The 24637-nt window shown below is 29.1% G+C and carries 20 protein-coding genes and 3 tRNA genes; 20 read left to right on the top strand and 3 right to left on the bottom strand.

Going from position 1 to position 24637, the window contains the following annotated elements; genetic code table 11:
- Nucleotide 1: 1 nt before the first annotated feature.
- The 9 genes from ACQY31_RS00985 (at nt 2) to ACQY31_RS00945 (ending at nt 9340) form a co-directional block, all read left to right on the top strand.
- Complete coding sequence (locus ACQY31_RS00985; RefSeq protein WP_428080164.1) at nt 2–1357, top strand: sigma-54-dependent transcriptional regulator; 1356 nt, start codon at nt 2–4, stop codon at nt 1355–1357.
- Nucleotides 1358–2749 carry a Trk system potassium transporter TrkA gene (trkA, locus tag ACQY31_RS00980; protein WP_428080163.1) on the top strand — a complete coding sequence of 464 codons (1392 nt, stop codon included), beginning with the start codon at nt 1358–1360 and terminating at the stop codon, nt 2747–2749.
- A gap of 238 nt (nt 2750–2987) precedes the next feature.
- A complete protein-coding gene (locus ACQY31_RS00975; protein WP_428080162.1) occupies nt 2988–4157 on the top strand; it encodes a TrkH family potassium uptake protein in 1170 nt (389 codons plus the stop codon).
- A 29-nt stretch (nt 4158–4186) separates the two neighbouring features.
- Nucleotides 4187–4263: transfer RNA gene (locus ACQY31_RS00970), tRNA-Arg, on the top strand.
- A gap of 124 nt (nt 4264–4387) precedes the next feature.
- Nucleotides 4388–5428 carry an amino acid ABC transporter substrate-binding protein gene (locus ACQY31_RS00965; RefSeq protein WP_262589255.1) on the top strand — a complete coding sequence of 347 codons (1041 nt, stop codon included), beginning with the start codon at nt 4388–4390 and terminating at the stop codon, nt 5426–5428.
- Between the two features lie 63 nt (nt 5429–5491).
- Nucleotides 5492–6643: an amino acid ABC transporter permease gene (locus tag ACQY31_RS00960; protein WP_428080161.1), complete on the top strand. Its 1152-nt coding sequence runs from the start codon at nt 5492–5494 to the stop codon at nt 6641–6643.
- Entirely contained in the window at nt 6644–8086 is a 1443-nt protein-coding gene (locus tag ACQY31_RS00955; protein WP_428080160.1) for an amino acid ABC transporter permease, read from the top strand.
- 2 nt (nt 8087–8088) lie between these two features.
- On the top strand, nt 8089–8823 hold the full coding sequence (locus tag ACQY31_RS00950; RefSeq protein ID WP_428080159.1) for an amino acid ABC transporter ATP-binding protein: 735 nt from the start codon (nt 8089–8091) through the stop codon (nt 8821–8823).
- 145 nt (nt 8824–8968) lie between these two features.
- Nucleotides 8969–9340 (top strand): helix-turn-helix domain-containing protein, encoded by a 372-nt coding sequence (locus ACQY31_RS00945; RefSeq protein ID WP_262589252.1) that lies wholly within the window; start codon nt 8969–8971, stop codon nt 9338–9340.
- A gap of 66 nt (nt 9341–9406) precedes the next feature.
- Here ACQY31_RS00945 and ACQY31_RS00940 read toward each other — a convergent pair.
- Both ACQY31_RS00940 and ACQY31_RS00935 read right to left on the bottom strand, forming a co-directional pair.
- A tRNA-Asn gene (locus ACQY31_RS00940) sits at nt 9407–9482 on the bottom strand.
- Between the two features lie 50 nt (nt 9483–9532).
- Nucleotides 9533–9606 (bottom strand) — tRNA-Cys (locus ACQY31_RS00935).
- A 122-nt stretch (nt 9607–9728) separates the two neighbouring features.
- On the opposite strand from ACQY31_RS00935, the gene ACQY31_RS00930 reads away from it, so the two are divergent.
- From ACQY31_RS00930 to ACQY31_RS00920, 3 genes are read left to right on the top strand one after another with little or no spacing between them, the layout of a single operon-like run.
- Nucleotides 9729–12356 (top strand): valine--tRNA ligase, encoded by a 2628-nt coding sequence (locus ACQY31_RS00930; RefSeq protein ID WP_428080158.1) that lies wholly within the window; start codon nt 9729–9731, stop codon nt 12354–12356.
- A complete protein-coding gene (gene ilvD, locus ACQY31_RS00925; RefSeq protein WP_428080157.1) occupies nt 12356–14074 on the top strand; it encodes a dihydroxy-acid dehydratase in 1719 nt (572 codons plus the stop codon). Before ACQY31_RS00930 ends, ilvD begins: the two co-directional genes overlap by 1 nt.
- Nucleotides 14074–15279, top strand: coding sequence for a sugar phosphate nucleotidyltransferase (locus ACQY31_RS00920; protein WP_428080156.1), 1206 nt, complete (start codon nt 14074–14076; stop codon nt 15277–15279). The genes ilvD and ACQY31_RS00920 overlap by 1 nt, the downstream gene beginning before the upstream one ends.
- Nucleotides 15280–15281: 2 nt before the next feature.
- Here ACQY31_RS00920 and ACQY31_RS00915 read toward each other — a convergent pair whose 3' ends face one another.
- On the bottom strand, nt 15282–16166 hold the full coding sequence (locus ACQY31_RS00915) for a diacylglycerol/lipid kinase family protein (RefSeq protein ID WP_428080155.1): 885 nt from the start codon (nt 16164–16166) through the stop codon (nt 15282–15284).
- Nucleotides 16167–16264: 98 nt separating this feature from the next.
- On the opposite strand from ACQY31_RS00915, the gene ACQY31_RS00910 reads away from it, so the two are divergent.
- The 8 genes from ACQY31_RS00910 to phoU all read left to right on the top strand — a co-directional run bounded on the left by ACQY31_RS00910 (nt 16265) and on the right by phoU (nt 24637).
- Entirely contained in the window at nt 16265–17071 is an 807-nt protein-coding gene (locus tag ACQY31_RS00910) for a UDP-2,3-diacylglucosamine diphosphatase (protein ID WP_428080154.1), read from the top strand.
- A gap of 2 nt (nt 17072–17073) precedes the next feature.
- Nucleotides 17074–18081, top strand: coding sequence for a glycosyltransferase family 4 protein (locus ACQY31_RS00905; RefSeq protein ID WP_428080153.1), 1008 nt, complete (start codon nt 17074–17076; stop codon nt 18079–18081).
- Nucleotides 18082–18118: 37 nt separating this feature from the next.
- Complete coding sequence (locus ACQY31_RS00900) at nt 18119–19276, top strand: ATP-binding protein (protein ID WP_428080152.1); 1158 nt, start codon at nt 18119–18121, stop codon at nt 19274–19276.
- A 106-nt stretch (nt 19277–19382) separates the two neighbouring features.
- Entirely contained in the window at nt 19383–20411 is a 1029-nt protein-coding gene (locus ACQY31_RS00895; RefSeq protein ID WP_428080151.1) for a substrate-binding domain-containing protein, read from the top strand.
- 110 nt (nt 20412–20521) lie between these two features.
- Entirely contained in the window at nt 20522–21925 is a 1404-nt protein-coding gene (pstC, locus tag ACQY31_RS00890) for a phosphate ABC transporter permease subunit PstC (RefSeq protein ID WP_262589244.1), read from the top strand.
- Complete coding sequence (pstA, locus tag ACQY31_RS00885; RefSeq protein WP_428080150.1) at nt 21918–23180, top strand: phosphate ABC transporter permease PstA; 1263 nt, start codon at nt 21918–21920, stop codon at nt 23178–23180. Before pstC ends, pstA begins: the two co-directional genes overlap by 8 nt.
- Entirely contained in the window at nt 23180–23941 is a 762-nt protein-coding gene (pstB, locus tag ACQY31_RS00880) for a phosphate ABC transporter ATP-binding protein PstB (RefSeq protein WP_428080149.1), read from the top strand. The genes pstA and pstB overlap by 1 nt, the downstream gene beginning before the upstream one ends.
- A 3-nt stretch (nt 23942–23944) precedes the next feature.
- Complete coding sequence (gene phoU, locus ACQY31_RS00875; RefSeq protein WP_428080148.1) at nt 23945–24637, top strand: phosphate signaling complex protein PhoU; 693 nt, start codon at nt 23945–23947, stop codon at nt 24635–24637.

The following is a 24637-nucleotide window of genomic DNA, read 5'->3' as shown; positions in this document are numbered from 1 at the left end:
AATGAGTTCTGAAATTTTAATTGTAGATGATAACGCTGATATAAGGAATATCATTAATGAGTTAATTTTGGATGCTGGTTATAAAACAAGACTTGCTGCTAATTACAATCAAGCATTATCCGAAATAGATAAAAAACTTCCAGATGTTGCGATACTTGATGTTAAATTGGATAAAGGTGATAATGATGGAATTGAGCTATTATCACATATTAAATCAAAAGATAAAGATGTGCCTGTTATTATAATTTCAGGTCACGCCAACATTGAAATGGCAGTAAAATCCCTTCATGAAGGTGCTTTTGAATTTATTGAAAAACCTTTTGATCAAGAGAGATTGCTTAATTTTGTTAGAAGAGCAGTTGAGAACTACAATCTTAAAAAACAAAATAAAGAATATGAAACAAAATTATTTTCATCATATGAATTAATTGGAAATAGCAAAAATATTCTAAATATAAATGATCAAATTAACAAAATTTCTATTACAGAAAGTAGAGTATTTATTAATGGCCCTTCAGGATCTGGAAAAGAATTAATTGCAAGAAAAATTCACAAATTATCAAAAAGAAATAAAAATCCCTTTGTAGTTTTGAATGGAGCTTTATTGGACTCAAACAAATATGAACTTGAATTGTTTGGAGAAGAAAAAGAAAACGGCTCTATATCTTATGGAGCTTTAGAAAAAGCTAACAAAGGAACCTTATTAATAGATCAAGTTTCTGAAATACCTTTAGATATACAATCAAAAATTTTAAGAGTTTTGACTGATCAAAAATTTAAGAGAGTTAATGGTTCAAATGACGTAAGTGTAAATGTTAGATTAATATGCTCCTCAAGTAAGGATCTGAAAAAAGAAATTGAAATAGGGAATTTTAGAGAAGATTTATTTCATAGACTTAATGTTTTTGAAATAAATGTTGAACCATTGAGTCAACGTATTTCGGATATTCCACTTTTGATTAAATATTTTTCAAAAAAAATATCTGAAAACTATAATATTAATGAATTAGAAATAGATGAGGACAATACTTATATTTTAAATCATGACTGGCACGGTAATGTTAGAGAATTAAGAAATTTAATTGAACGAATTGCAATTTTACAACCTGACACAAAAGAAAAAATTTCTAATATAATAAAAGAATCCTTAAAAAATATTAATTTCAATGAACAATTGGCTGAAAACAGCCTATCTGTGCCATTAAAAGAGGCTAGAGAAAAATTTGAAAAGGAGTATTTAACTATTCAATTGAAAAAATTTAATGGAAATATTTCAAAAACAGCTAATTTCGTTGGAATGGAAAGAAGTGCCTTACACCGAAAATTAAAAGGCTTAGGAATTAAAGAATTTAATTAAATGAACATAATCATTTGTGGCGCAGGTAGAGTAGGCTTTACTATTGCTAAACAGCTTAGTGACCAAGGTCATTCTATAACTGTAATAGATCCATCAAGCGAAGATATTCAAAAAATTGATGACGCACTTGATGTTAAAGCTATTGTTGGAAAAGGTAGTTATCCATCAATTCTTGAAAAGGCTAATGCACAAGAGGCTGATATGATTATAGCAGTAACTCGAAATGACGAAATTAATATGGTTATATGTCAAATTGCATTTTCGATATTTAAAATACCTAAAAAAATTGCAAGAATAAGATCACAAGATTACTTAAATCCAAAGTTTACAACGGTTTATAACAAAGAAAACTTACCAATAGATGTTATTATTTCACCAGAAATTGAAATTGCTAAATCAATCCAAAGAAAGCTCGAAGCTCCTGGTGCCTTAGATAGTGTTCCTTTTGCAGAAAATAAAATTAGGTTACTTGAAATATTGATTAATGAAAATTGTAGTTTGATTAATATTAAATTAAGCGATCTTACAAAAAAATACCCTAATCTTAAAGCAAATGTAATAGGTGTAATAAGAGAGGATAAGTATTTTATTCCAAAAAAAACTGATGAAATAAAAACTAATGATAAGATTTATGTGATTATAAATTCAATCCAAATGTCTGAAACATTGGAAGCATTTGGGCACACCGAAAAAGTTTCTAAAAAAATTCTTATAGTTGGTGGAGGAAATATTGGTTTTAATTTAGCTAAAAATATTGAGGAAAATTTAGATGCCGCAAGAGTAAAAATTATTGAAAAAAATAAAGACAGGGCTGAATTTCTTGCAAGTGAGCTAAATAATACAATAGTTATCAATGGAGATGCTTTAGATGAGGAAGTTTTAGCTGAAGCAAATTTAGAAGAAGCGGAGACTGTTCTTGCTCTTACAAATGATGATGAAGATAATTTAATGGTGAGTGTACTAGTTGAAAAATTTGCAAAAGATGAAAAAGAAATTGATGACAAAAGAACAATGGCCTTAATTAATAAACCAAACTATTCATTACTACAGACTTCACTTAAAATTGATGATCTAATTGATCCTAGAATGAATACGGTATCGAGTATTTTAAAACATATCCATAAAGGGACAATTGAAACAGCTTATACAATTATGAATGGTGAATATGAAGTAATTGAAGCCGAAATTATTGAGACATCAGAATTGATAAATAAAGAATTAAAAAATTCCAATCTTCCTGAAGAAATACGTATAGGTGCTGTACTTAGAGATGATAAAGTTATTATCCCTAGATCAGACTTTGTGTTTCAAAAAGAAGATAAAGTAGTTTTTTTAGCCAAAAAAGACTCAATCTCTGTTGTTGAAAACATTTTTAGAATTAGCTCAATTTAATTAAATGCCAATACTTCGGGTAAAATATTTAAGTTTTTTCTTTCTATTAATTTCAGCTTTTTCTTTTTTAAATATTATTTACTCTTATTATTTCAACTTATACTTAAACTTAAATACATATTACTTTAGCTTAGTAATCTCTGGTTTAATTAGTTTTTTGTTTTACAAAATTGACACCTCTGAAAAAAAACCCACAATATTTGAAAAAATACTAACTGTCCTTTTGGGATATTTTATTATGCCGTTGGTATTATTAATTCCGTTTTATTTAAGTATTTACAACTTAACCTTTTTAAATGCTTTATTTGAAGCAGTTTCTGGTTTTACTTCAACTGGTTTTACAATCTTTGAAAACATAAAACATATTGATCAAGGATTAATAATATGGAGGTCATCAATTCAATGGATAGGCGGATTATACTTTTTATTTTCTATAATTTTTTTGATTGATATTTATGATGAAAACTTAAAAAAATCTCTTACAAACTTTTTATCATTTAATACAACAGAAATTTTAAAACAAATAATTAAAATATTTATTTTATATTCAAGCTTAACTTTAGCGATTTTTATAATTCTTAATTTATTTGGAATTAGATCATTTAATTCATTAAATTTAGCAATGACTTTAATTTCCTCAGGTGGTTTTTTGCCCGTAAATGATCTCTCAACCATACTAGTCCAAAACTCACAGATAATAATTTTTTCTTTATTAATGCTAGTTTCTTTCTTTAGTATTTTCTTTGTATACAATTTAATTTTTTTAAGAAAAAAAATTAATTTTTTTCATGAGGATATTCATCTATTTTTATACTTTGTAATAACTGTTGGAGTATTTTTTATATTTTTTAGTTACGATAATACTTTTTCTTTTAGTTTTTTATCTTTAGTAAGTAGTATTTCTAATATTGGAATATCATTAAATGTTGAACAAACCAATCTTCAATTTTTGTATTTACTTTTGGTTATTATTGGGGGGTCATTTATTTCAACAAGTTCAGGATTAAGATTTTTGAAAATTTACTCTTTAACAAAATATTCTTTAAATCAAATACTTTCATTTAGTAGACCAAAAAATGTGTTTATGAACAAATTAGTATTTTCTAAAATTAATTTTGCAACTCAAGATATAAATAAATATTTTCTTACAATTGTTATTTTTATAATCTCACTTTTTTCATTAACAATTTTTTTATCTTTGAGTGATATTCATTTTGAATATTCATTTAAACTGGCAATATTAACATTGATGAATACTGTTAATTCCACAGCTTACGGGATAAGTGAATTTGATTTCCAAAATTTACATTTTTTTACTAAATATATTCTTATTTTCTTTATGATTATCGGTCGTATTGAATTGTTATCTTTATTATTGATAGCTAAAAAATTTATGTTTAAATATTAAATTTGTAATATATATGTAATTCAAATATTGCGCCCTTAGCTCAGCTGGATAGAGCATCGGTTTTCTAAACCGAGGGTCGTAGGTTCGAATCCTTCAGGGCGCGCCATTTTTTAGTCTTTTGACCTTAATTTCCTCTTGAAGTAATTTTTTTAAAATGGTTTAATCCTGCGAATTCAAAACAAAGTTTTGAATTATTTGTTAACAAATAAAAATAACTAAAAGGAAGAATAATGTTTAAATACTTAAAACAATTAACTTCTTTAGTAGCAATGGTTGCGGTGTTGTTTACTTTTACAACAGAAACTATGGCTGCTAAAAAATCTAAAACACTTAAAAACACTCAAAAGAAGGGTTTTGTAAGATGTGGAGTATCTCAGGGTCTTCCAGGATTTTCTAATGCTGATGCAGCAGGAAATTGGACTGGTATTGATGTTGACGTATGTAGAGCGGTAGCTGCTGCGGTACTAGGTGATGCAAACAAAGTTAAGTTTACACCATTAAGTGCTAAAGAAAGATTTACAGCTTTAACTTCTGGTGAGATTGATATCTTATCTAGAAACACAACTTGGACTCTTTCTAGAGATGCTGATATCGGACTAACTTTCGTTGGAGTAAACTTCTACGATGGTCAAGGTTTCATGGTTAGAAAAAGTTCTGGTATTACTTCAACAAGCCAATTCAAAGATGGTATCTCAGCTTGTACAAACATTGGTACAACAACTGAGTTAAATATGAGAGACTTCTTTAACTCTAAAGGAATTTCTTATGAGCCAGTTGCTTTTGAAAAAGCTGACGAAGTCGTAGCTGCTTATGATGCTGGTAGATGTGATACTTACACTACTGATAAATCAGGTCTTGCTGCACAAAGAACTAAAATGACTAATCCAGATGATCACATTGTATTACCTGAAACTGTTTCTAAAGAGCCTTTAGGACCTGTTGTTAGACAAGGTGACTCAGTATGGGAAGATATCGTTAGATGGTCTTTAAATGCTATGATCGAAGCTGAGGAGTATGGAATTACTTCAGCTAACGCAGATATGATGAAATCTTCAGACAATCCAGCTGTAAAAAGATTAGTTGGTGCTGAAGGTGAATTAGGTGCTGCTTTTGGTCTAGACAATGAGTGGAGCTTAAGAATTATCAAGCAAGTTGGTAACTATGGTGAAAGCTACAAAAGAAATATAGCTGACACTGGAATTTTACCAGACAGAGGTCCAAATGAGTTATGGACTAAAGGTGGAATTCTTTACGTACCACCTGCAAGATAATTGCATATTTAACTAATTAAAAAGGGCTAGATTTTTCTAGCCCTTTTTTTTATAAGCTTTCAAATGAACTTCAAATTACAAAAAATAGTTCCTCAGTTAATTACAGTTTTAGCAGTTGTTCTAGTTTTTGGTTTTTTTAGTTATAACGCCCAAGTCAATATGGAAAATAGAGGTATTGATTTTGGTTATGGTTTTTTATCTCAAGAGTCTTCATTTGATGTTCAATTTTCTTTAATCGAATACGATGGTTCTCATTCCTATTTTAGAGCTTACTTAGTTGGATTATTAAATACTATTTTAGTTTCTGTCATTGGAATTATTATTGCCACTATTCTTGGAGTTATCGTCGGTGTTGCAAGACTTTCACCAAACTATCTTATAAATAAATTTGCAGCGTTTTATGTAGAATTTTTCAGAAATATTCCTTTATTATTACAAATATTTTTTTGGTATTTTGCTGCATTAAGAGCACTGCCTTTACCTCAAGATGCAGATGCGATTTTTGGTGTTTTCTTTTTAACAATTAAAGGACTTTACGTTCCAGCTTTTGTTTGGGACAATTTTAATATTTTCTTTTATTCAATAGTTGCTGCAATAATTGCAATTGTAGTTATTAGAATTCATGCAAGAAAAGTCCAAGAAACACAAGGTAAACAGTTACCAGTTTTTTGGATATCAATCGGATTAATATTTATATTACCTTTGTTAAGTTTTTTAATAGGAGGAGTAGGTCTTTCTTTTGAAATTCCTAAACTAAAACAGTTAGCAACAACATCTTTTAAATATGAAGGAGGTATAAGTTTGCCGCCTGAGTTAATTGCATTAACTTTATCTTTAGCGTTATACACTGCAACTTTTATTGCTGAATGTGTAAGAGCTGGAATTCAGGGTGTTGGAAAAGGTCAAAAAGAAGCTGCTGCTTCTATCGGTTTAAACCCAAATCAAGTTTTAAAATTAATAGTAATGCCTCAAGCTTTAAGAATTATTATTCCACCAACTACAAACCAATATCTAAATTTAACTAAAAATTCATCATTAGCTGCCGCAATTGCTTATCCAGACTTAGTCTTAGTATTTGCAGGTACTGCTTTGATGCAAACAGGTAAAGCTATCGAAATAGTTTCTATAACCATGCTTACTTACTTAAGTTTGAGTATATCTATTTCAATATTAATGAATTGGTACAATAAAAAAATTGCTATTAAGGAAAAATAAATGTCAAAAATTAATTTTTTAAGACCTGATAAAGAAAATTTGAATACGTTTTTGTATTTAGGTTCATTTTTGTTTTTTGTTAGTATTTTAGATGTATTTTTGAATTCTTTTTTTAATGTTAATATCACAGGTTTCTTACCAACTTTATTAAGTTTTTTAATACCTTTAATAATTGGATTTATAGGACTTCACTTTATTAGAATTGAACATAGCGGATACAAATTTTTAGATAGTCTAAACAAAAACATTAATACTAATAGTTTTAATGCAGTTCTCTCATTATTAATTATTTTTGTAATCATTAAGGCAACACCACCAATTATAAGCTGGTTTTTTGTTGATGCTAGTTTTACAGGAGATAGTAAAGATGTTTGTTCAGGAACAGGTGCATGTTGGACTTATATTAAAGTTTGGTTTAACAGATTTATGTATGGAATGTATCCAAATGCTGAACAATGGAGAATAAATTTATCTTTTATTTCTTTAGCACTACTTGGTTCAGTTGGTTATTTTGCAACTGAAAAATTTAAAAAGTATTTAACTTTGTATTATGTAGTAATTTATCCTTTTATCGCATTTTTATTTATATTCTTTTTTATTTCAGGAGGTCCTGTATTTTTTGATTTCTCTTATGGAATTATTGCAGCAGTTATTTCTATAATTCTTGGTTTCTTTATTCCTAGTAGATTTAAGTTTTACTATTTTTTAATCGTTCCTATAACTCTTTATATAGTTCTTAAGTACTTTGTTTTTTATGAAGAGTTAATCGAGCTTGGTAAACTTGACGGATTAAACTGGGTTGAGACAGGAGCGTGGGGAGGTTTATCTTTAACATTCATTATCTCGTTCTTCTGTTTAATATTTTGTTTTCCTATAGGAATGGCTTTTGCACTTGGTAGAAGATCTGAATTACCGTTGATAAGATATATATCAGTTGGTTTTATCGAATTTTGGAGAGGAGTACCACTTATTACAGTTCTCTTTATGTCTGCTGTAATGTTTCCAATGTTTTTACCAGAAGATTTTTTTATAGATAAATTGGTTAGAGCCATTATTGCGATTTCATTATTTGAAGCAGCGTATGTTGCTGAAGTAATAAGAGGAGGCTTACAAGCTTTGCCAAGAGGTCAATATGAGGCTGCGAAATCATTGGGTATGGGTTATTGGAAAATGCATATATTTGTAATTTTACCTCAAGCTTTAAAATTAGTAATTCCAGGAATTGCTAATACTTTTCTGGCATTAGTAAAAGATACACCTTTAATATTTGTAGTTGGATTATTAGAGATTGTAGGAATGTTAAATTTAGCAAAAACTAATCCGGAATGGTTAGGATTTGCTATGGAAGGCTATGTATTTGCAGCAATAATTTTCTGGATTATTTGTTATGCAATGAGTAAGTATAGCTATAATTTGGAACAAAAATATAAAACAGAGCGATAATTATGTCTGATAGTATTATACAAATTAAAAATGTTAATAAATGGTTTGGAGAATTCCAAGTTTTAAAAGATATTAATTTAGAAGTTAAACCAAAAGAAAAAATTGTAGTTTGTGGTCCATCTGGATCTGGTAAATCAACTTTAATTAGATGTATTAACAGATTAGAAGAACATCAAGAAGGAGATATTATAGTTGATGGTAATACTTTAACTGAAGATACAAAAAATATTGAACAAATAAGAGCTGAAGTTGGAATGGTATTTCAACAGTTTAATTTATTTCCGCATTTATCAATTGTGGATAACTGCACTCTAGCTCCTATCTGGGTAAAAAAAATGCCTAAGAAAGAAGCCGAGGAATTAGCTTTAAAACATTTAGAAAGAGTTCAAATATTAGATCAAGCTCAAAAATTTCCAGGTCAATTATCTGGAGGACAACAACAAAGGGTTGCAATTGCAAGAGCTCTTTGCATGGAACCTAAAATAATGTTATTTGATGAGCCTACATCAGCACTAGATCCAGAAATGATTAAAGAAGTTTTAGACGTAATGGTTGATTTAGCAAACCAAGGTATGACAATGATAGTTGTTACTCATGAGATGGGATTTGCTAAAGAGGTTGCTGATGAGGTTATTTTTATGGATGAAGGCATGATTGTTGAAAGAGCCGAAACTAAAGAGTTTTTTGCTAATCCAAAGAGTGATCGTACCAAGCTATTTTTAAGTCAAATACTATAATATTTAAACACATTCTATACTTAACAAACACTTGACAAGTTTTTACTTTTTTAGATTTTTTAGTTAAAAAAATAAATTTTTCTATTGCAGTTGATGAAATAAATTTGTTCAATACTATTTTAAAATTTAATTAAGAGGGGTCTTAATGGAAGATAATTTCAACAAACACTTAGGGAATAAGCTTAAGCTAAGAAGATTGGCTTTGGGTTTAACACAAACAAAAGTAGCAAAAGCAATAAATGTTACATTTCAACAAATTCAAAAATATGAAAAAGGAACTAATGGAGTAAGTTCAATTAGATTGCTTCAACTCTCTAATTATTTAAAAGTTCCAATTAATTATTTCTTTGAAGATTTTTCTGAATATTTAGTAAATTTAGAAAAATCTCAAGAAGGCCATATGAATGTTAATTATAATTTTTTAGCAAAAGTTTATTCAGAACTAAATGCTGATCAAAAATTAAAATTTAACAAAACATTACAAATTTCAGGATCTAATATTTCCAAAGCAGTTTAATCATAATCAAAAAAAAGAGACCTCTTTGGTTAAGAATTAAATAATTAAATTTTAAGATTAATTTTTTGGCTCCTCGGGCAGGACTCGAACCTGCGACCAATTGATTAACAGTCAACTGCTCTACCAACTGAGCTACCGAGGAATGTAAAAATCACAACTTACTTTTTTTTAAAACTAAAACAAGATTTTTTTTGGAGGCAACGCCCGGAATCGAACCGGGATACAAGGATTTGCAATCCTCTGCGTAACCATTCCGCCACGTTGCCATCTTGTTTTAGACGAATAGCTTAAGGCCTTTTTATATTAAATTTTTTATATTAGTCTATTAAATAACGATCCAAATTGATTATTGTTAAATAAGATTATTAAATTATAAACTTTAAAATCAATGAGTAACGATAAATATATCCATTCTGAAGTTGAAAATAAGATTTATTCATATTGGGAAAAAAACCAATTATTTAAGCCAAAAGAAAATTCTAAAAAATTTTCAATTGTAATTCCTCCACCTAATGTAACTGGAAGTCTTCATATGGGGCATGCATTAAATAATTCTATTCAAGATTTATTAGTGCGTTATCATCGGATGAATAATTATGAAACTTTGTGGCAACCAGGAACAGATCACGCTGGTATTGCAACGCAAGCTTTAGTAGAGAAAAAACTCACCTCTGAAAAAATAGATAAGAATGAGATTGGTAGGGATAAATTTATTGAAAAAGTTTGGGAATGGAAAGAGCAATATGGCGACATAATAATTAATCAATTAAAAAAACTAGGTTGTTCTTGTGATTGGTCAAGAAATGCATTTACAATGGATGAAAACTTATCCAAATCAGTTATTAAAGTTTTTGTAGAACTTTACAACAAAGGTTTAATTTACAAAGATAAGAAATTAGTAAATTGGGACACCGTACTTAAAACAGCTATTTCAGATTTAGAGGTAGATCAAAGAGAGGTAAATTCAAAAATTTACTACATAAAATATCCAATAGATGGAACTAGTGAATTTATAACGATAGCAACCACAAGACCTGAAACAATGTTAGGTGATACAGCAATAGCTGTAAATCCTAGTGACAAAAGATTTAAATCATTTGTTGGTAAAACAGTTACTATTCCAATTGTTGGTAGAAAAATAAAAATTATTGAAGATGATTATGCAGATCCTGAACAAGGTACAGGGGCATTAAAAATAACTCCTGCACATGATTTTAATGATTATGATGTTGGTCAAAGAAATAATCTTGAAATCATAAATATTTTTACTGAAGAAGGTAAAATAAATGAAAATGCACCTAAAAACTATAAAGGTCTTGATAGATTTGAAGCTAGAAAAAGAATTTTAAAAGAACTGAAAGAAAAAGAATTTTTTGTAAAAGAAGAAAATATTAAAAATAAAGTCCCATATGGAGATAGATCTAACTCTATAATTGAACCTTTTCTTACCGAACAATGGTTTGCTGATGCTGGTAAATTATCTGTTAAAGCAAAAGAAGTTGTGAATTCTAAAAAAACTAATTTCTTCCCTGAAAATTGGTCAAAGACATATTTTCAATGGATGAATAATATTGAGCCTTGGTGTATTTCTAGGCAGTTGTGGTGGGGACACCAAATACCAGCTTGGTACGGACCCGACAATAAAATTTTTGTAGCTATCAATGAAGAGGAAGCAAAATCACAAGCAAAAGAATTTTATAAAAAAGAAGTAGAATTAACTAGAGATCCTGATGTATTGGACACTTGGTTTTCATCTGGATTATGGCCTTTTGCTACACTTGGATGGCCTGAAGATGATGAATATTTAAAGAAATTTTATCCAACATCAGTTTTGGTTACTGGTTTTGATATTATTTTTTTCTGGGTTGCAAGAATGATTATGTTTGGAACAGAATTTTTAGATAAAGAACCGTTTAAAAATATATATGTTCATGCACTTGTAAGAGATGAAAAAGGACAGAAAATGTCTAAATCAAAAGGCAACGTAATTGATCCCTTGGATTTAATTGAAAAATACAGTGCTGATGCATTGAGATTTACTTTACTTTCAATGGCTTCACCTGGAACAGATGTAAAATTATCTGAAGATAGAGTTAAAGGTTATAGAAATTTTTTAAATAAATTGTGGAATGCTAATAATTTTTTAATAACAAATGAATGTGATTTTAAAGATATTGATGATCTTCCTAATTTAAACGTAAATATTAATAAATGGATATATTCAGAGCTAATAGAGGCAAAGAATAAAATTCAAAAAAATCTTGAAGATTACAGATTTGATGAAGCTGCAAAAAACGCTTATCAGTTTGCATGGCATTCGTATTGTGATTGGTATCTAGAATTATCTAAGACTATTCTATTTTCAGATGATAATGATGCAAAAGCTGAGGTTAAAAAAGTATCATCTTATGTATTTAAACAAATATTAATCTTACTTCATCCATTTATTCCGTTTGTAACAGAGGAAATATGGCTCAAAGACCAATTTGATAAGAATGGTAGTGATTATTTGATGCATAAAAATTGGGTAACAGGAGAAGTTAAAAAAGATAATAGCACTGAGCAGGTAGAAAATATCATTAATATCATTTCTGAGCTTAGATCTTTTAAAAATGAACTAAATGTTAGCCCAGGATCATTTATTGATGTTTCTATTAAAGGTATCAATGACAATCAAAAAGAATTTATTAACAAAAATGAAGTTATCCTAAAAAAACTTGGAAGAATAAATAATATACTCGATGATGATTTAGAAAAACCTGCTGCAACAATGGTTGTCTCAGGTGACTTATTTAAAATTTATTTTGACAAAGATGTGGATTTAAAATTAATCAAAGAAAATTTAACAACTAAACAAAGTAAATTAGAACAAGAAATGAATAAAATTTCTCAAAGATTAGAGAATAAAAGTTTTGTAGATCGTGCACCAAAAGAGATTGTTGAACAAGAAAAAACTAATTATAATAATTTAAAGAATGATATTGAAAAAATATCGGTAACAATAAAGGGTATATAATGGCAAAATTTAATAAAAAGAAACTTCCAAGCAGACATACATCATTAGGACCAGATAGAGCACCACATAGATCATTTTACTATGCAATGGGTGAAACTGAAAAAGATGTAGCAAAGCCCTTTGTTGGAGTAGTTTCAACTTGGAATGAAGCAGCGCCTTGCAACATAGCTTTAATGAGACAAGCACAATCTGTTAAAAAAGGTGTCAGAGCAAATGGTGGAACACCAAGAGAATTTTGTACAATTACTGTTACTGATGGTATTGCAATGGGTCATGAAGGGATGAAATCTTCATTAATATCAAGAGAGGTTATCGCAGACTCTGCTGAACTTACTGTTAGAGGACATTGTTACGATGCATTAGTTGGTATTGCAGGATGTGATAAATCATTACCAGGTTTAATGATGTCAATGGTTAGGCTTAATGTACCAAGTGTATTTATTTATGGAGGATCCATTCTTCCAGGAACTTACAAAGGAAAAGATGTAACTGTTGTCGATGTATTTGAAGCAGTTGGTAAACATTCATCAGGTCAAATGTCTGCAGCAGAACTTAGAAAATTAGAATTAGTTGCTTGTCCAAGTGCAGGTGCTTGCGGTGGTCAATTTACTGCTAACACAATGGCATGTGTATCAGAAGCTATTGGTTTAGCTCTTCCTTATTCAGCGGGAACTCCAGCTCCATATGAAGAAAGAGATAAGTACGCAAAAGAAAGTGGTAAAATGGTTATGAACCTTTTACAGAAAAAAATAAAACCAAGAGATATTGTTACAAGAAAAGCTTTAGAAAATGCTGCAACAATTGTTGCTGCAACAGGAGGATCTACAAATGCTGGGCTTCATTTACCAGCTATTGCTAATGAAGCAGGAATTAAGTTTGATTTAATGGATGTTGCAAAAATATTTAAAAGAACACCTTATCTTGCAGATTTAAAACCAGGTGGAAAATATGTTGCAAAAGATATGTGGTTAGCAGGTGGTGTACCAATGTTATTAAAAACTTTATACGAAGGTGGATATATTCATGGGGATTGTATGACTGTTACTGGAAAAACTATGAAGGAAAATTTAAAAAATATTAAATTTAATCCTAAACAAAAAGTAATGAGATCTTATAAAAATCCATTATCACCAACAGGAGGTGTTGTTGGATTAAAAGGTAACTTAGCTCCAGAGGGAGCAATTGTTAAAGTTGCAGGACTTAAAAAATTACAATTTACTGGAAAAGCAAGATGTTTTGATAATGAAGAGAGCGCTATGAAAGCTGTTCAAAGCAGAAAGTACAATGATGGTGATGTAATTATTATTAGATACGAAGGACCAGTTGGAGGCCCTGGTATGAGAGAAATGTTATCTACAACAGGTGCAATTTACGGTCAGGGAAAAGGGGAGAAAGTAGCCCTTATAACTGATGGAAGGTTCTCTGGTGCTACAAGAGGCTTTTGTGTAGGTCACGTAGGTCCTGAGGCCGCTCTAGGGGGTCCTATTGGTCTATTAAAGAACGGAGATATCATTGATATTGACGCCAAAAAAGGAACTATCAATGTAAGACTCTCTAAAAAAGAATTAGCTTCAAGAAGAAGAAAATGGAAAGCTAAAAAATCTGATTTTGGATCAGGTACTTTGTGGAAATATGCGCAAACAGTTGGACCCGCTTATTTAGGTGCTCCAACTCATCCAGGTAAGAAAATGGAAGTTAAAGACTACTCAGAGATTTAATGAAAATAAGACCAGTTATTTTATGTGGTGGTGCTGGTACCCGTCTTTGGCCTAATTCTAAAAATCACCAAGCTAAACAGTTTATTGATTTTGGTAATTGGACTTTGCTTGGAAATACCTTAGAGCGAACAAAAGCATCCATTTATGATGCACCAATTATTAGCACAAACAAAAAATATCTAAGTAAAGTTAAACAACATTTAAGAAAAAATAAAATCTATAAATACAAAATTGTTGTAGAGCCTGCTAAAAGAAATACAGCTCCAGCTATTTTAAGCACAGCTTTAATAAAAGATATTCCTGATAATCAGCCACTAATGTTTTTTACAGCCGATCATTTGATTGAAAAGATGAATATATTTAATAAGGCCATCAATAAAAATAAGTCCAATCTTAATGAAAATAATATATTTGTGTTTGGTATTAAACCAAAATCACCAACAAGTGATTACGGTTATTTTTTAACTAAAAAAATTAAAGGTAACATTAATAAAGTAACTAGATTTATTGAAAAACCTAAAGAAGTAAAAGCAAAAGCAATCATTCAAAAAAATGGATATTGGAACTCAGGAATGTTTTATCTTAGAAAAGATTCAATCATCAATAACTTTAAAAAATACAACCCAACCATATACAGAAATTGTGTCACAGCTGTTAATAAGGCAAAATATAAATCAAGCATTTATCATTTAAATAAAGCATCATTTATAAAAGCAACTGCTAAATCTTTTGATTATGCAATCCTTGAAAAAACAAAAAAAATTAATGCGATCAAACTAGACATACCTTGGTCAGATCTTGGAAGTTGGAAAGAGATTTTAAAAATGTATGACAAAAATAAAAACAAATACATTAAGAAGAAAAATATTTATTACAGACCATGGGGTAGATATACGAATCTATTCGAAGGTAAAGAGTTTTTAATTAAAGAACTTTATGTAAAACCAAAAGGAATACTAAGTTTGCAAAAACATCATCACCGTGCTGAACATTGGTTAGTAACCCAAGGAAATGCTAAAATAACTCTAAATAAAGAGACAATTACTAAAAAACCTGGAGAGCATATATTTATTCCATTAGAAGCCATTCACAGAGTTCAAAACCCTGGACAAAAACCAGTTAAAATTATGGAAGCCCAAGTAGGGTCAATATTAAAGGAAACGGATATAGTTAGATATCAAGATATTTATGGCAGAATAAAATAGTTTTAAACTAAAAAATTTATTTTTTTGTCCGAAAGCTGAATATGTATTTGTTGATGGTTACCGTAATTATCTCCATCAATTTGTACTGGAATATTTTGCGAATTACTATCAATCTTAATATGATTTGAGTATGTGGTTATAACTGAACTAATTCTAGATAGGTTACCGTATAAAATTATTTGAATTACATAATATAACAATTTTAACCTGGTTAAATCTTTAAATATGTAGGTTATTAATTTTTTTTCAAAAATATTAGTTTCATTAATTTTATAATGACCAGCATAATATTTAGTGTTAGATGATAATATCCAATCTGCTTGATGGTTTTGTCCATCAAATGAAACATTAATTTTATTATTGTTCATAAATAAAAAATGCTGAAATCCTTTTAAACCAAAAATTATCTTTCCTAGTATTTTTTTTATACGAGTATCAATAGAGTGAACAATTTTAGCATCCCAACCAATACCAGCCATTAAAAAAAAATAATTATCATTTATTTTTATGAGATTGGATTTTTTATAATTGTTTGATGTTAAAACACTGCAAACATCATTTACTTTTTTGGTTATTGATAATTCTGCTTGAAGTAAATTGGCAGTCCCAGCTGGTATGTACCCAATTGCAAAATTTTCATTAAAATCGAAGTCATTTTTAATTAATTCATTGATAGCAAACGAAACAGATCCATCACCACCTGCAATTACTAATCTATCATAATTTTTATCCTTAAAATTTTTAAATATTTCTTTTGCCTCAATTTCAGACTTGGTTCTGAAATATTCTACATTATTATTAACTTTTAATTTCTCATATATTTTATCAACTAGTTTTAGTTTTTTACCTGATGATGAGTTTTGATTATAAATTAGACAGTACTTCATAACAATTATTTAAAATAATTTTAATAAATTTTTAATATTTAATTGAAATAAATCCTACATGTTTAAAGTTACAAATTGGTTACAATTAGGAATTTTAATTGTCTGAGATACTAAAATATAAAAGTATTTTTATTTCAGATATTCATCTTGGGACTAAAGGGTGTCAAGCTGATAAATTATTGGAATTTTTTAAATATTCAAGATCTGAAAAACTTTATTTAGTAGGTGACATTATTGATGTTTGGGCTTTAAAAAAAAACTTCTACTGGCCTCAACAACACAATGATGTGGTTCAAAAAATTTTAAGGAAAGCGAGACATGGTACTAAAGTTTTTTACATAATTGGTAATCACGATGAAATATTTAGAAAGTTTATTCCAATGTTTTTTGGTGACATAAAAATTCTAAATAGAATAGTACACAAATCTACATTGGGTAAAAATTATTTGGTTGTTCATGGTGACGCTTGGGATGGTGTTATGAAGTATGCTAAATGGTTGTCTAAGATTGGTTCAATTGCTTATGGAATTTTGTTAAAGTTAAATAATTTAGTTAATTTTTTCAGAAAATTAAATGGTAAGGAATACTGGTCTCTTGCCAAATATTTAAAATATAAAGTAAAAAATGCAGTAAAATACATAGGAGACTATGAAAAAACTTTATCTCACTATGCAAAAAAGAAAAAATTTGATGGAATTATTTGCGGGCATATTCATCATGCAGAGGACAGAGATTTTAATGGTATAAATTATTTAAATTGTGGTGATTGGGTAGAGTCTTGTACTGCAGTTGTTGAAAAATTCGATGGAACTTTTGAAATATTATCTTGGAATAATATTAATCATAAATTCATTGAAAAAAAATCAACAAGTATAGAAAAAATTAAATTTCAAAAAGCATCATAAAAATGAAAATTTTAATTGTAACAGATGCTTATTATCCACAAGTTAACGGAGTAGTCAGAACTTTAAATCAAACTTCTGAAATTTTAAAAAAAAAAGGCCATATAGTAGATTTTATTTCACCTCAGTTATTTTTTACAGTACCAACACCAAAATACAACGAAATAAGGTTATCAGTCAATATATGGCCCAAAGTAGGAAATTTAATTAAAAAGATTAATCCAAATGCAATTCATATAGCTACAGAAGGACCCCTGGGGTTTATGGCTAGAAGGTATTGTATAAAAAATAATTTAAAGTTTACCACAAGTTTTCACACAAGGTTTGATAAATATTTAAAACTTTATTTTCCAATTATACCTTCAAAATGGTCTGAAAAATTTTTATGTAATTTTCACAATAGAGCTGAAAAAATTTTAATTACAACTGAGTCCATGAGAAATGAGTTGGTAGATTTGGGTATCGATAATAAAAAAATGGTAACTTGGACTAGAGGAGGCGACCATGGTTCGTTCAAAAATCCAAAAAAAATAGATCTACCCTACGAACGACCAATTTGGATATATGTTGGTAGAGTAGCGGTTGAAAAAAATGTTGAAGCTTTTTTAAATCTAAATTTAAAAGGGACTAAAATTATTATTGGAAAAGGTCCAGATTTAAAGAAACTTCAAAAAAAATTTCCAAAAGATATATTTCTTGGAGAAAGAACTAATGGTGAATTAGCATCATATTTTACTTCTTCAGATGTTTTTGTTTTTCCAAGTAAAACAGACACTTTTGGTATAGTTATCTTAGAATCACTCAATTGTGGTACCCCAGTAGCTGCATACCCAGTTCCTGGCCCAAAGGATATTTTAGGAGGAACCAAAATCGATACTTTAAATATAGATTTAAAAAAATCTGCATTAAAAGCACTTAAAATTAAACGCGAAGATTGTTTAAATTTTTCTAAAAAATTCAGCTGGACAGAAGCAGCAAAAATTTTTTTAGATAATATTAGTATAAACAAATAATTATTTACTAATTAATTAATCCAATTACTATATCAGCATGGATCTTTTGCATGTAATTTTGTTACTTATTATTGCAATATTGACTTTTTTGTTACTTAAGAAAGAAAAAGTATTTGGAATTAATGTTGAAGAAAATTCTGAAAAACAAACAGTTAGAATTGTTGAAAGTAAAGATTACAGAAATAATTTGTACGATTTACTAAATTATATTCCAGAAGCAGTAATTATATTAGATAAAAGTAAAAAAATCATTTTTAGCAACAATTCCTCAAATAAACTTTTTCAAATAAAATTAAATGAAAATATAAGTGGATTTTTACGTAATCCAGATCTTTTAAATTCTATTGATAAAACTTTTGAGGGTACAAATGTTACAGATTTAGAAATTGAAATCAGAAATCAAGCAACTCAAAGATTAAATATCACTGCTTATTTAGATCACAATAACATTTTTTTTGATGAACAATCATGCGTGCTGCTAATGAGAGATTTAACTGAATTCCATAAATTTCAGCAGCTAAAATCAGATTTTGTAGCTAATGTTTCTCATGAACTTAGAACACCATTACAGTCAATTAAAATGGGCCTTGAGACCTTTGATGACAATTCAGAATTAAAAAAAAATTCAGAAATAAACAATTTGCTACCAGTAATGATATCTCAATCAGAAAGAATGGAAAATTTGATTAGAGATTTATTGTCATTATCAAAAATTGAACTGCAAGAGCACATAAGGCCAACTCATGAGATAGATTTAATAGAATTGTTAGATTATGTAATTAAAACATACGAAAAAATAATTAGTAAAAATAATATTAAAATTAAATTTAATAAAATTGAAAATTTTAAAATAATTGGTGACAGAGATAAATTAATTGAAATTTTTACAAACCTTATTGATAACTCAATTAAATATAGTGACAAAAATAAAGAAATCACAATTTCTACAAAAAAAGATGGTGAATTTAATATTGTTTCAATAGCAGATCAGGGAATAGGTATACCAAAAGAATCTTTGCATAGAATCACAGAGAGATTTTTTACAGTTGATCCTAGCAAAAGTCGTAGTGTTGGAGGAACTGGGCTTGGTTTAGCTATTGTTAAACATTTAGTTTCGCAACATAGAGCTGAAATGGATATTAATAGTGTAGAAAATCAAGGGACAACAATAGATATAAAATTCAACTCACTTTAATACAACTAAAAAGTTAGTGGTTGTAACAAAAGTTTAACCTTCCTTTAATAAAATATTTAAGAATCAAATCTATTTAGTTCGCATTATAAATCTAAAAAGGAGAATTATGAAAAAAGTAATAAGTGTAATATTTGGATTTCTTTTAGTACTTAGTTTTACAACAACTAGTTACTCAAGAGATCAAATCAAAATTGTAGGATCTTCTACTGTATATCCTTACGCAACAGTAGTTGCAGAAAAATTCGGTAAAAGCGGGAAGTTTAAAACCCCTGTAATCGAAAGTACAGGTACTGGTGGTGGAATGAAATTGTTCTGCGCTGGTGTAGGTGTTAACCACCCAGATGTAACTAATGCATCAAGAGCGATTAAACCAAAAGAAAAAGCATTATGTGAAAAAAATGGCGTATCTGAAATTATTGAAATTGTAGTAGGTAATGATGGTATTTCTTTTGCACATGCAGTTAGTGCTCCAGACTCTAACTTTACAAAAGAGCAATTATGGAGAGCATTAGCAGCTAAAGTCGATGTTGATGGTAAACTTGTTGAAAATCCTTATAAAAAATGGAGTGATATTGATGCAAGTCTTCCTAACAAAAAAATTGAAATTTTAATTGCACCCCCAACATCAGGAACGAGAGATGCTTGGAATTCATTAGTGATGGGTAAAGGTTGCTCTAAAACTGCAAAATCTCTTTATGATGCAGCTGGTAAAAAAGCTAAAAAAGAATGTGCAAAAATGAGAGAAGATGGTTATGCAGTTGAGGCTGGTGAAAATGACACTCTTATTGTACAAAAATTAACATCAAATCCTGATGCTTATGGTTTCTTTGGTTACAGTTACCTTGTGGCAAATAAAGATAAGGTAAAAGCAGCTTCTATTGAAGGTGTACAACCATCTCTAGAAGGTATTCAAGATTACTCATACCCAATTGCAAGACCATTATTCTTTTACGTTAAAAAAGCACATATTGGTGTTGTTCCTGGTATTGAGGAATACTTAAAAGAGTTTACTTCTAAAAAAGCTATGGGTAACAGAGGATACTTAGGAAAAATTGGATTAGTTCCTTTAGCATCTGACAAGTACAAAGTTACTCGAACTGCAGCATTAGATTTAAACACAATAAGTATTAATTAATTAAAATCTTATTTTCAAAAAAAGGCCAGTTTATCTGGCCTTTTTTTTATTCAATCTAGAATTTAATTTGTAACAAAACTGTAACATTTAAAAGATAGACATCATTTCGAATGAACTTCGTCTTAATTTTCTTAATATCAATATTTTCATTATCTTTATTTTTTTATGGTAAATCAAAAACTAAAAGTATCTCAATAAACAAAAATATTAAATTAAACGCACTTCCAAAATTTTATGGATACTACCTGGTATTATGGTGTTCGATACCTTCTTTAGTGTTCCTGGTTATCTGGACATTGTTCGAACCAGTAATTATTAAATCAATAATTATTGAAACTGCTGCAAATAAGGGAGCTATTTTTAATGATAAGAATGAAGCAAATTTAGTTTATGAAAAAATTAAAGCTATTTATGCTGGTACTTTTTTTGGAGATATAGATATTATTTTAAAAGAAAGTGCAATTTCATATGCAAAATTTATTAATATTTTTACTAATTCAAAAATAGTATTAATTTTTACTATTGTCATTGCTTCAGTAATTTATTCGTTAAAAAAAATCAAAAATAATAACAAAGCAAGAGATGATGTTGAAAAAATTTTAAAAGGATTATTATTTGCTTCATCTCTAATTGCAATTTTAACCACTTTAGGAATAATTTTTTCACTTTTATTTGAAAGTATAAAGTTTTTCTCAGTGATAAATATTTTTGATTATTTATTTGGGACTAATTGGAGTCCTCAAAGAGCTTTTGTTAGTGATGCCTCTGCAATCACAGCAGCCGAATACGAAGAGCTTAAAGATGCATTTGGATTTATTCCATTGATAGCAGGAACCTCATTTATTGCTTTAATTGCCATGTTAGTTGCAGTTCCAATTGGGTTATTTTCTGGAATTTATATGGCAGAATACGCTTCACTAAAAATAAGGAGAATATCAAAACCAATAATTGAAATCTTAGCTGGTATTCCAACAGTTGTTTATGGATTTTTTGCAGCCCTAACCGTTGGTCCTTTTTTTAGACAAATTGGTGAAAATTTAGGATTAACTGTATCATCGGAAAGTGCTCTAGCAGCAGGATTAATTATGGGTATTATGATCATTCCTTATGTGTCATCATTGTCTGATGATGTTATTAATTCGGTCCCACAATCTTTAAGAGATGGTTCTTATGCAATAGGTGCAACAAAGTCTGAAACAATAAAAAAAGTTGTTATACCTGCTGCATTACCAGGTATCATTGGCTCAGTTTTACTTGCAGTATCAAGAGCAATTGGTGAAACAATGATTGTTGTTATGGCAGCTGGTCTTGCAGCAAATTTAACTATTAACCCATTAGAATCCACAACAACTATAACCACTCAGATTGTAATGATTTTAGTTGGTGACCAAGAGTTTGATAGTCCAAAAACTCAATCTGCTTTTGCTTTAGGATTAACTTTGTTCATAGCAACTCTTGTTCTTAATTATATAGCACAAAGAGCTGTTAAAAAATATCGAGAGAAATATGACTAAAGAACAAAGATTAAAAAAAAGACATAATGCTGAAAAAAGATTTAGATTTTATGGTCTAGCATCAATTTTTGTAGCATTGTTGTTTGTTTTTATTTTGGTTCACAATATTTTTTCAAAAGGAAGTTCTGCATTCATGAAAACAGCAATAAATGTTGAAGTTTTTTTTGATCAAGAACTTTTAGAAATTCAAAATGGAGCTACAGACAATGAGATTTTAGATGCTGATTTTTATGATGTTACTATTGAGAGTTTGTTAAAAGTTTATCCTGCTAAGGATTTAGATCAAGAAAATCAATTGATTGACTTATTCACAACAGATGCTGAGATTGAAATTAAAAGAGCTTTTTTAGAAAATAATAATTTAATTGGAAAAACATTCAATGTAGAGATTACAGCATCAGATGATATTGATCAGTTACATAAAGGAAATTATCCAAGAGATTTACCAGAAGACAGAAGAAGAATATCAGATTTTCAATTAGTTATTTATGATACGTTAGTTGAAAATAAAAAAATTATTAAGAATTTTAATAATTATTTTTTTAAAAATGGAGATTCTCGTGATCCTGAACTTGCTGGTATTGGTGGTGCTTTAGTTGGATCTTTTTACAGTATAATTATCTGTTTATTATTAGCTTTTCCTGTTGCAGTGTTAGCTTCAATTTATTTAGAGGAATTTGCTCCCAAAAATAAGATTACTGATTTTATAGAAATTAATATCAATAATTTAGCTGCTGTTCCCTCAATAGTTTATGGTTTATTAGCTTTACAAATATTATTAGCCACAATCCAATTGCCAAGATCCACACCATTAGTTGCTGGAATAACTTTAGCTTTAATGACACTGCCTAGGATAATTATACCTTGTAGAGCTTCATTGAAGGCAGTACCTCCATCAATACGAGAAGGGGCTTTAGCAGTTGGTGCTTCCAAATTTCAATCTGTATTCCATCATGTTGTTCCTTTAGCGTTGCCTGGAACTTTGTCTGGAACAATTATAGGATTAGCACAAGCTTTAGGAGAAACAGCTCCATTAATATTAATTGGTATGGTTGCATTTGTAGTTGATATTCCTTCAACACCAATAGATCCTTCAGCCTCTCTACCTGTTCAAGTATATTTGTGGTCTGAGTCTGCCGAAAGAGGATTTGTAGAGAAAACATCTGCTACTATCATGATGTTATTAAGTTTTTTAATTGTAATGAATTTCTTAGCGGTATATTTAAGACAGAAATTTGAGAAAAGATGGAACTAATGAGCGAAGTAAAAATTAAATCAACTAACTTAAATGTTTATTACGGTGAGAAGCAAGCATTGTTTGATGTTAATTTGGATTTAAATGAAAAAGAGGTTACAGCTTTAATTGGTCCATCTGGTTGTGGAAAATCTACTTTTATTCGATGTTTGAACAGGATGAACGATGTTATTGATATCTGTAAAGTTACTGGAAATATAGAAATTGATGGTATTGAAATTAATGACAAAAATTTAGATGTTGTATCTTTAAGAGAGAGAGTAGGAATGGTCTTTCAAAAACCAAATCCATTTCCAAAAAGTATTTATGATAACATTTCATATGGTCCAAAAATTCATGGAAAAGGTGAAACTAAAAGTGAATTAGATGAAATCGTTGAGAGTAGCTTAAGAAAAGCTGCTCTATGGGAAGAGGTGAAGGATCGACTTGACGAACCAGGTACAGGACTTTCTGGGGGTCAACAACAACGACTTTGTATCGCAAGAGCAATCTCTGTAAATCCTGAAGTTATATTAATGGACGAACCTTGTTCAGCATTAGACCCTATAGCAACAGCAAAAATTGAAGAATTAATCGATGAACTTAAAATAACATATACAATTGTGATTGTAACACACTCAATGGCTCAAGCAGTTAGAGTTTCACAAAAAACAGGCTTTTTCCATCTAGGTAAGTTAATTGAGGTAGGTAAAACAGAGAAAATTTTTAAAAATCCTGACAATAAAATGACACAAGACTATATTACAGGTAGATTTGGATAAATTATGAGTAATGAGCACACGGTAAAATCATACGAAGAAGAATTAAGATACTTAATTGATTCAGTAATTAAAATGGGAAGTTTAACAGAGTCTCAAATGGTTGACTCTATGGATGCTGTAATCAAAGTTGATAAAGACTCTATTGATAAAATTATTAAAAGCGATGAAGAAATAAATAAATTCAGATCCAAAATAGATACTCAGATTATGACATTACTAGTCAAAAGAGCACCTATGGCTATTGATTTAAGAGAAACAATCAGTTCTTTAAAAATATCTCAAGATTTAGAAAGAATAGGTGATCTATCAAAAAGTAACGCAAAAAAAGTAAAACCTTTACCATTAGATTTACCTGAAGAATTATTAGGAAATTTAAAGAGATTAGGAGATTTAGTAATTAAACAATTAAATGATGTTCTAGATAGTTATGTAAATAAAAATTATGACAAAGCTAAAGAGGTATGGGAAAAAGATGAACAAGTTGATGATTTGACCTATATAGCCATGGAAAGTGTTATTGACTTTCTCTCAAAAGATAAAAAGAATTTAGATTTTTCAACTCATTTGATTTTTGCAACAAAAAATCTTGAAAGAGCTGGAGATCATATAACTAATATAGCAGAAACAATTTGTTTTTTAATTAAAGGTGAATACTTAAAAGGTAGCAGACCTAAAGGAAAAGTTATTCAAGAATAA

It is taken from the genome of Candidatus Pelagibacter sp. (assembly GCF_965262185.1).
Lineage (GTDB): Bacteria > Pseudomonadota > Alphaproteobacteria > Pelagibacterales > Pelagibacteraceae > Pelagibacter.
Note: the sequence above shows the minus strand (reverse complement) of the source record. Positions and strands in the feature narration are given on the sequence as shown.

Excerpts from the sequence above, each read along its gene's own strand:
- pstB (WP_428080149.1), top strand. The coding sequence starts at position 23,180 with ATGAGCGAAGTAAAAATTAAATCAACTAACTTAAATGTTTATTACGGT.
- ACQY31_RS00960 (WP_428080161.1), top strand. The coding sequence starts at position 5,492 with ATGAACTTCAAATTACAAAAAATAGTTCCTCAGTTAATTACAGTTTTA.
- pstC (WP_262589244.1), top strand. The coding sequence starts at position 20,522 with ATGAACTTCGTCTTAATTTTCTTAATATCAATATTTTCATTATCTTTA.
- ACQY31_RS00900 (WP_428080152.1), top strand. The coding sequence starts at position 18,119 with ATGGATCTTTTGCATGTAATTTTGTTACTTATTATTGCAATATTGACT.
- phoU (WP_428080148.1), top strand. The coding sequence starts at position 23,945 with ATGAGTAATGAGCACACGGTAAAATCATACGAAGAAGAATTAAGATAC.
- pstA (WP_428080150.1), top strand. The coding sequence starts at position 21,918 with ATGACTAAAGAACAAAGATTAAAAAAAAGACATAATGCTGAAAAAAGA.
- ACQY31_RS00950 (WP_428080159.1), top strand. The coding sequence starts at position 8,089 with ATGTCTGATAGTATTATACAAATTAAAAATGTTAATAAATGGTTTGGA.
- ilvD (WP_428080157.1), top strand. The coding sequence starts at position 12,356 with ATGGCAAAATTTAATAAAAAGAAACTTCCAAGCAGACATACATCATTA.
- ACQY31_RS00945 (WP_262589252.1), top strand. The coding sequence starts at position 8,969 with ATGGAAGATAATTTCAACAAACACTTAGGGAATAAGCTTAAGCTAAGA.
- ACQY31_RS00915 (WP_428080155.1), bottom strand. The coding sequence starts at position 16,166 with ATGAAGTACTGTCTAATTTATAATCAAAACTCATCATCAGGTAAAAAA.
- trkA (WP_428080163.1), top strand. The coding sequence starts at position 1,358 with ATGAACATAATCATTTGTGGCGCAGGTAGAGTAGGCTTTACTATTGCT.
- ACQY31_RS00930 (WP_428080158.1), top strand. The coding sequence starts at position 9,729 with ATGAGTAACGATAAATATATCCATTCTGAAGTTGAAAATAAGATTTAT.
- ACQY31_RS00895 (WP_428080151.1), top strand. The coding sequence starts at position 19,383 with ATGAAAAAAGTAATAAGTGTAATATTTGGATTTCTTTTAGTACTTAGT.
- ACQY31_RS00965 (WP_262589255.1), top strand. The coding sequence starts at position 4,388 with ATGTTTAAATACTTAAAACAATTAACTTCTTTAGTAGCAATGGTTGCG.
- ACQY31_RS00975 (WP_428080162.1), top strand. The coding sequence starts at position 2,988 with ATGCCGTTGGTATTATTAATTCCGTTTTATTTAAGTATTTACAACTTA.
- ACQY31_RS00905 (WP_428080153.1), top strand. The coding sequence starts at position 17,074 with ATGAAAATTTTAATTGTAACAGATGCTTATTATCCACAAGTTAACGGA.
- ACQY31_RS00985 (WP_428080164.1), top strand. The coding sequence starts at position 2 with ATGAGTTCTGAAATTTTAATTGTAGATGATAACGCTGATATAAGGAAT.
- ACQY31_RS00920 (WP_428080156.1), top strand. The coding sequence starts at position 14,074 with ATGAAAATAAGACCAGTTATTTTATGTGGTGGTGCTGGTACCCGTCTT.
- ACQY31_RS00955 (WP_428080160.1), top strand. The coding sequence starts at position 6,644 with ATGTCAAAAATTAATTTTTTAAGACCTGATAAAGAAAATTTGAATACG.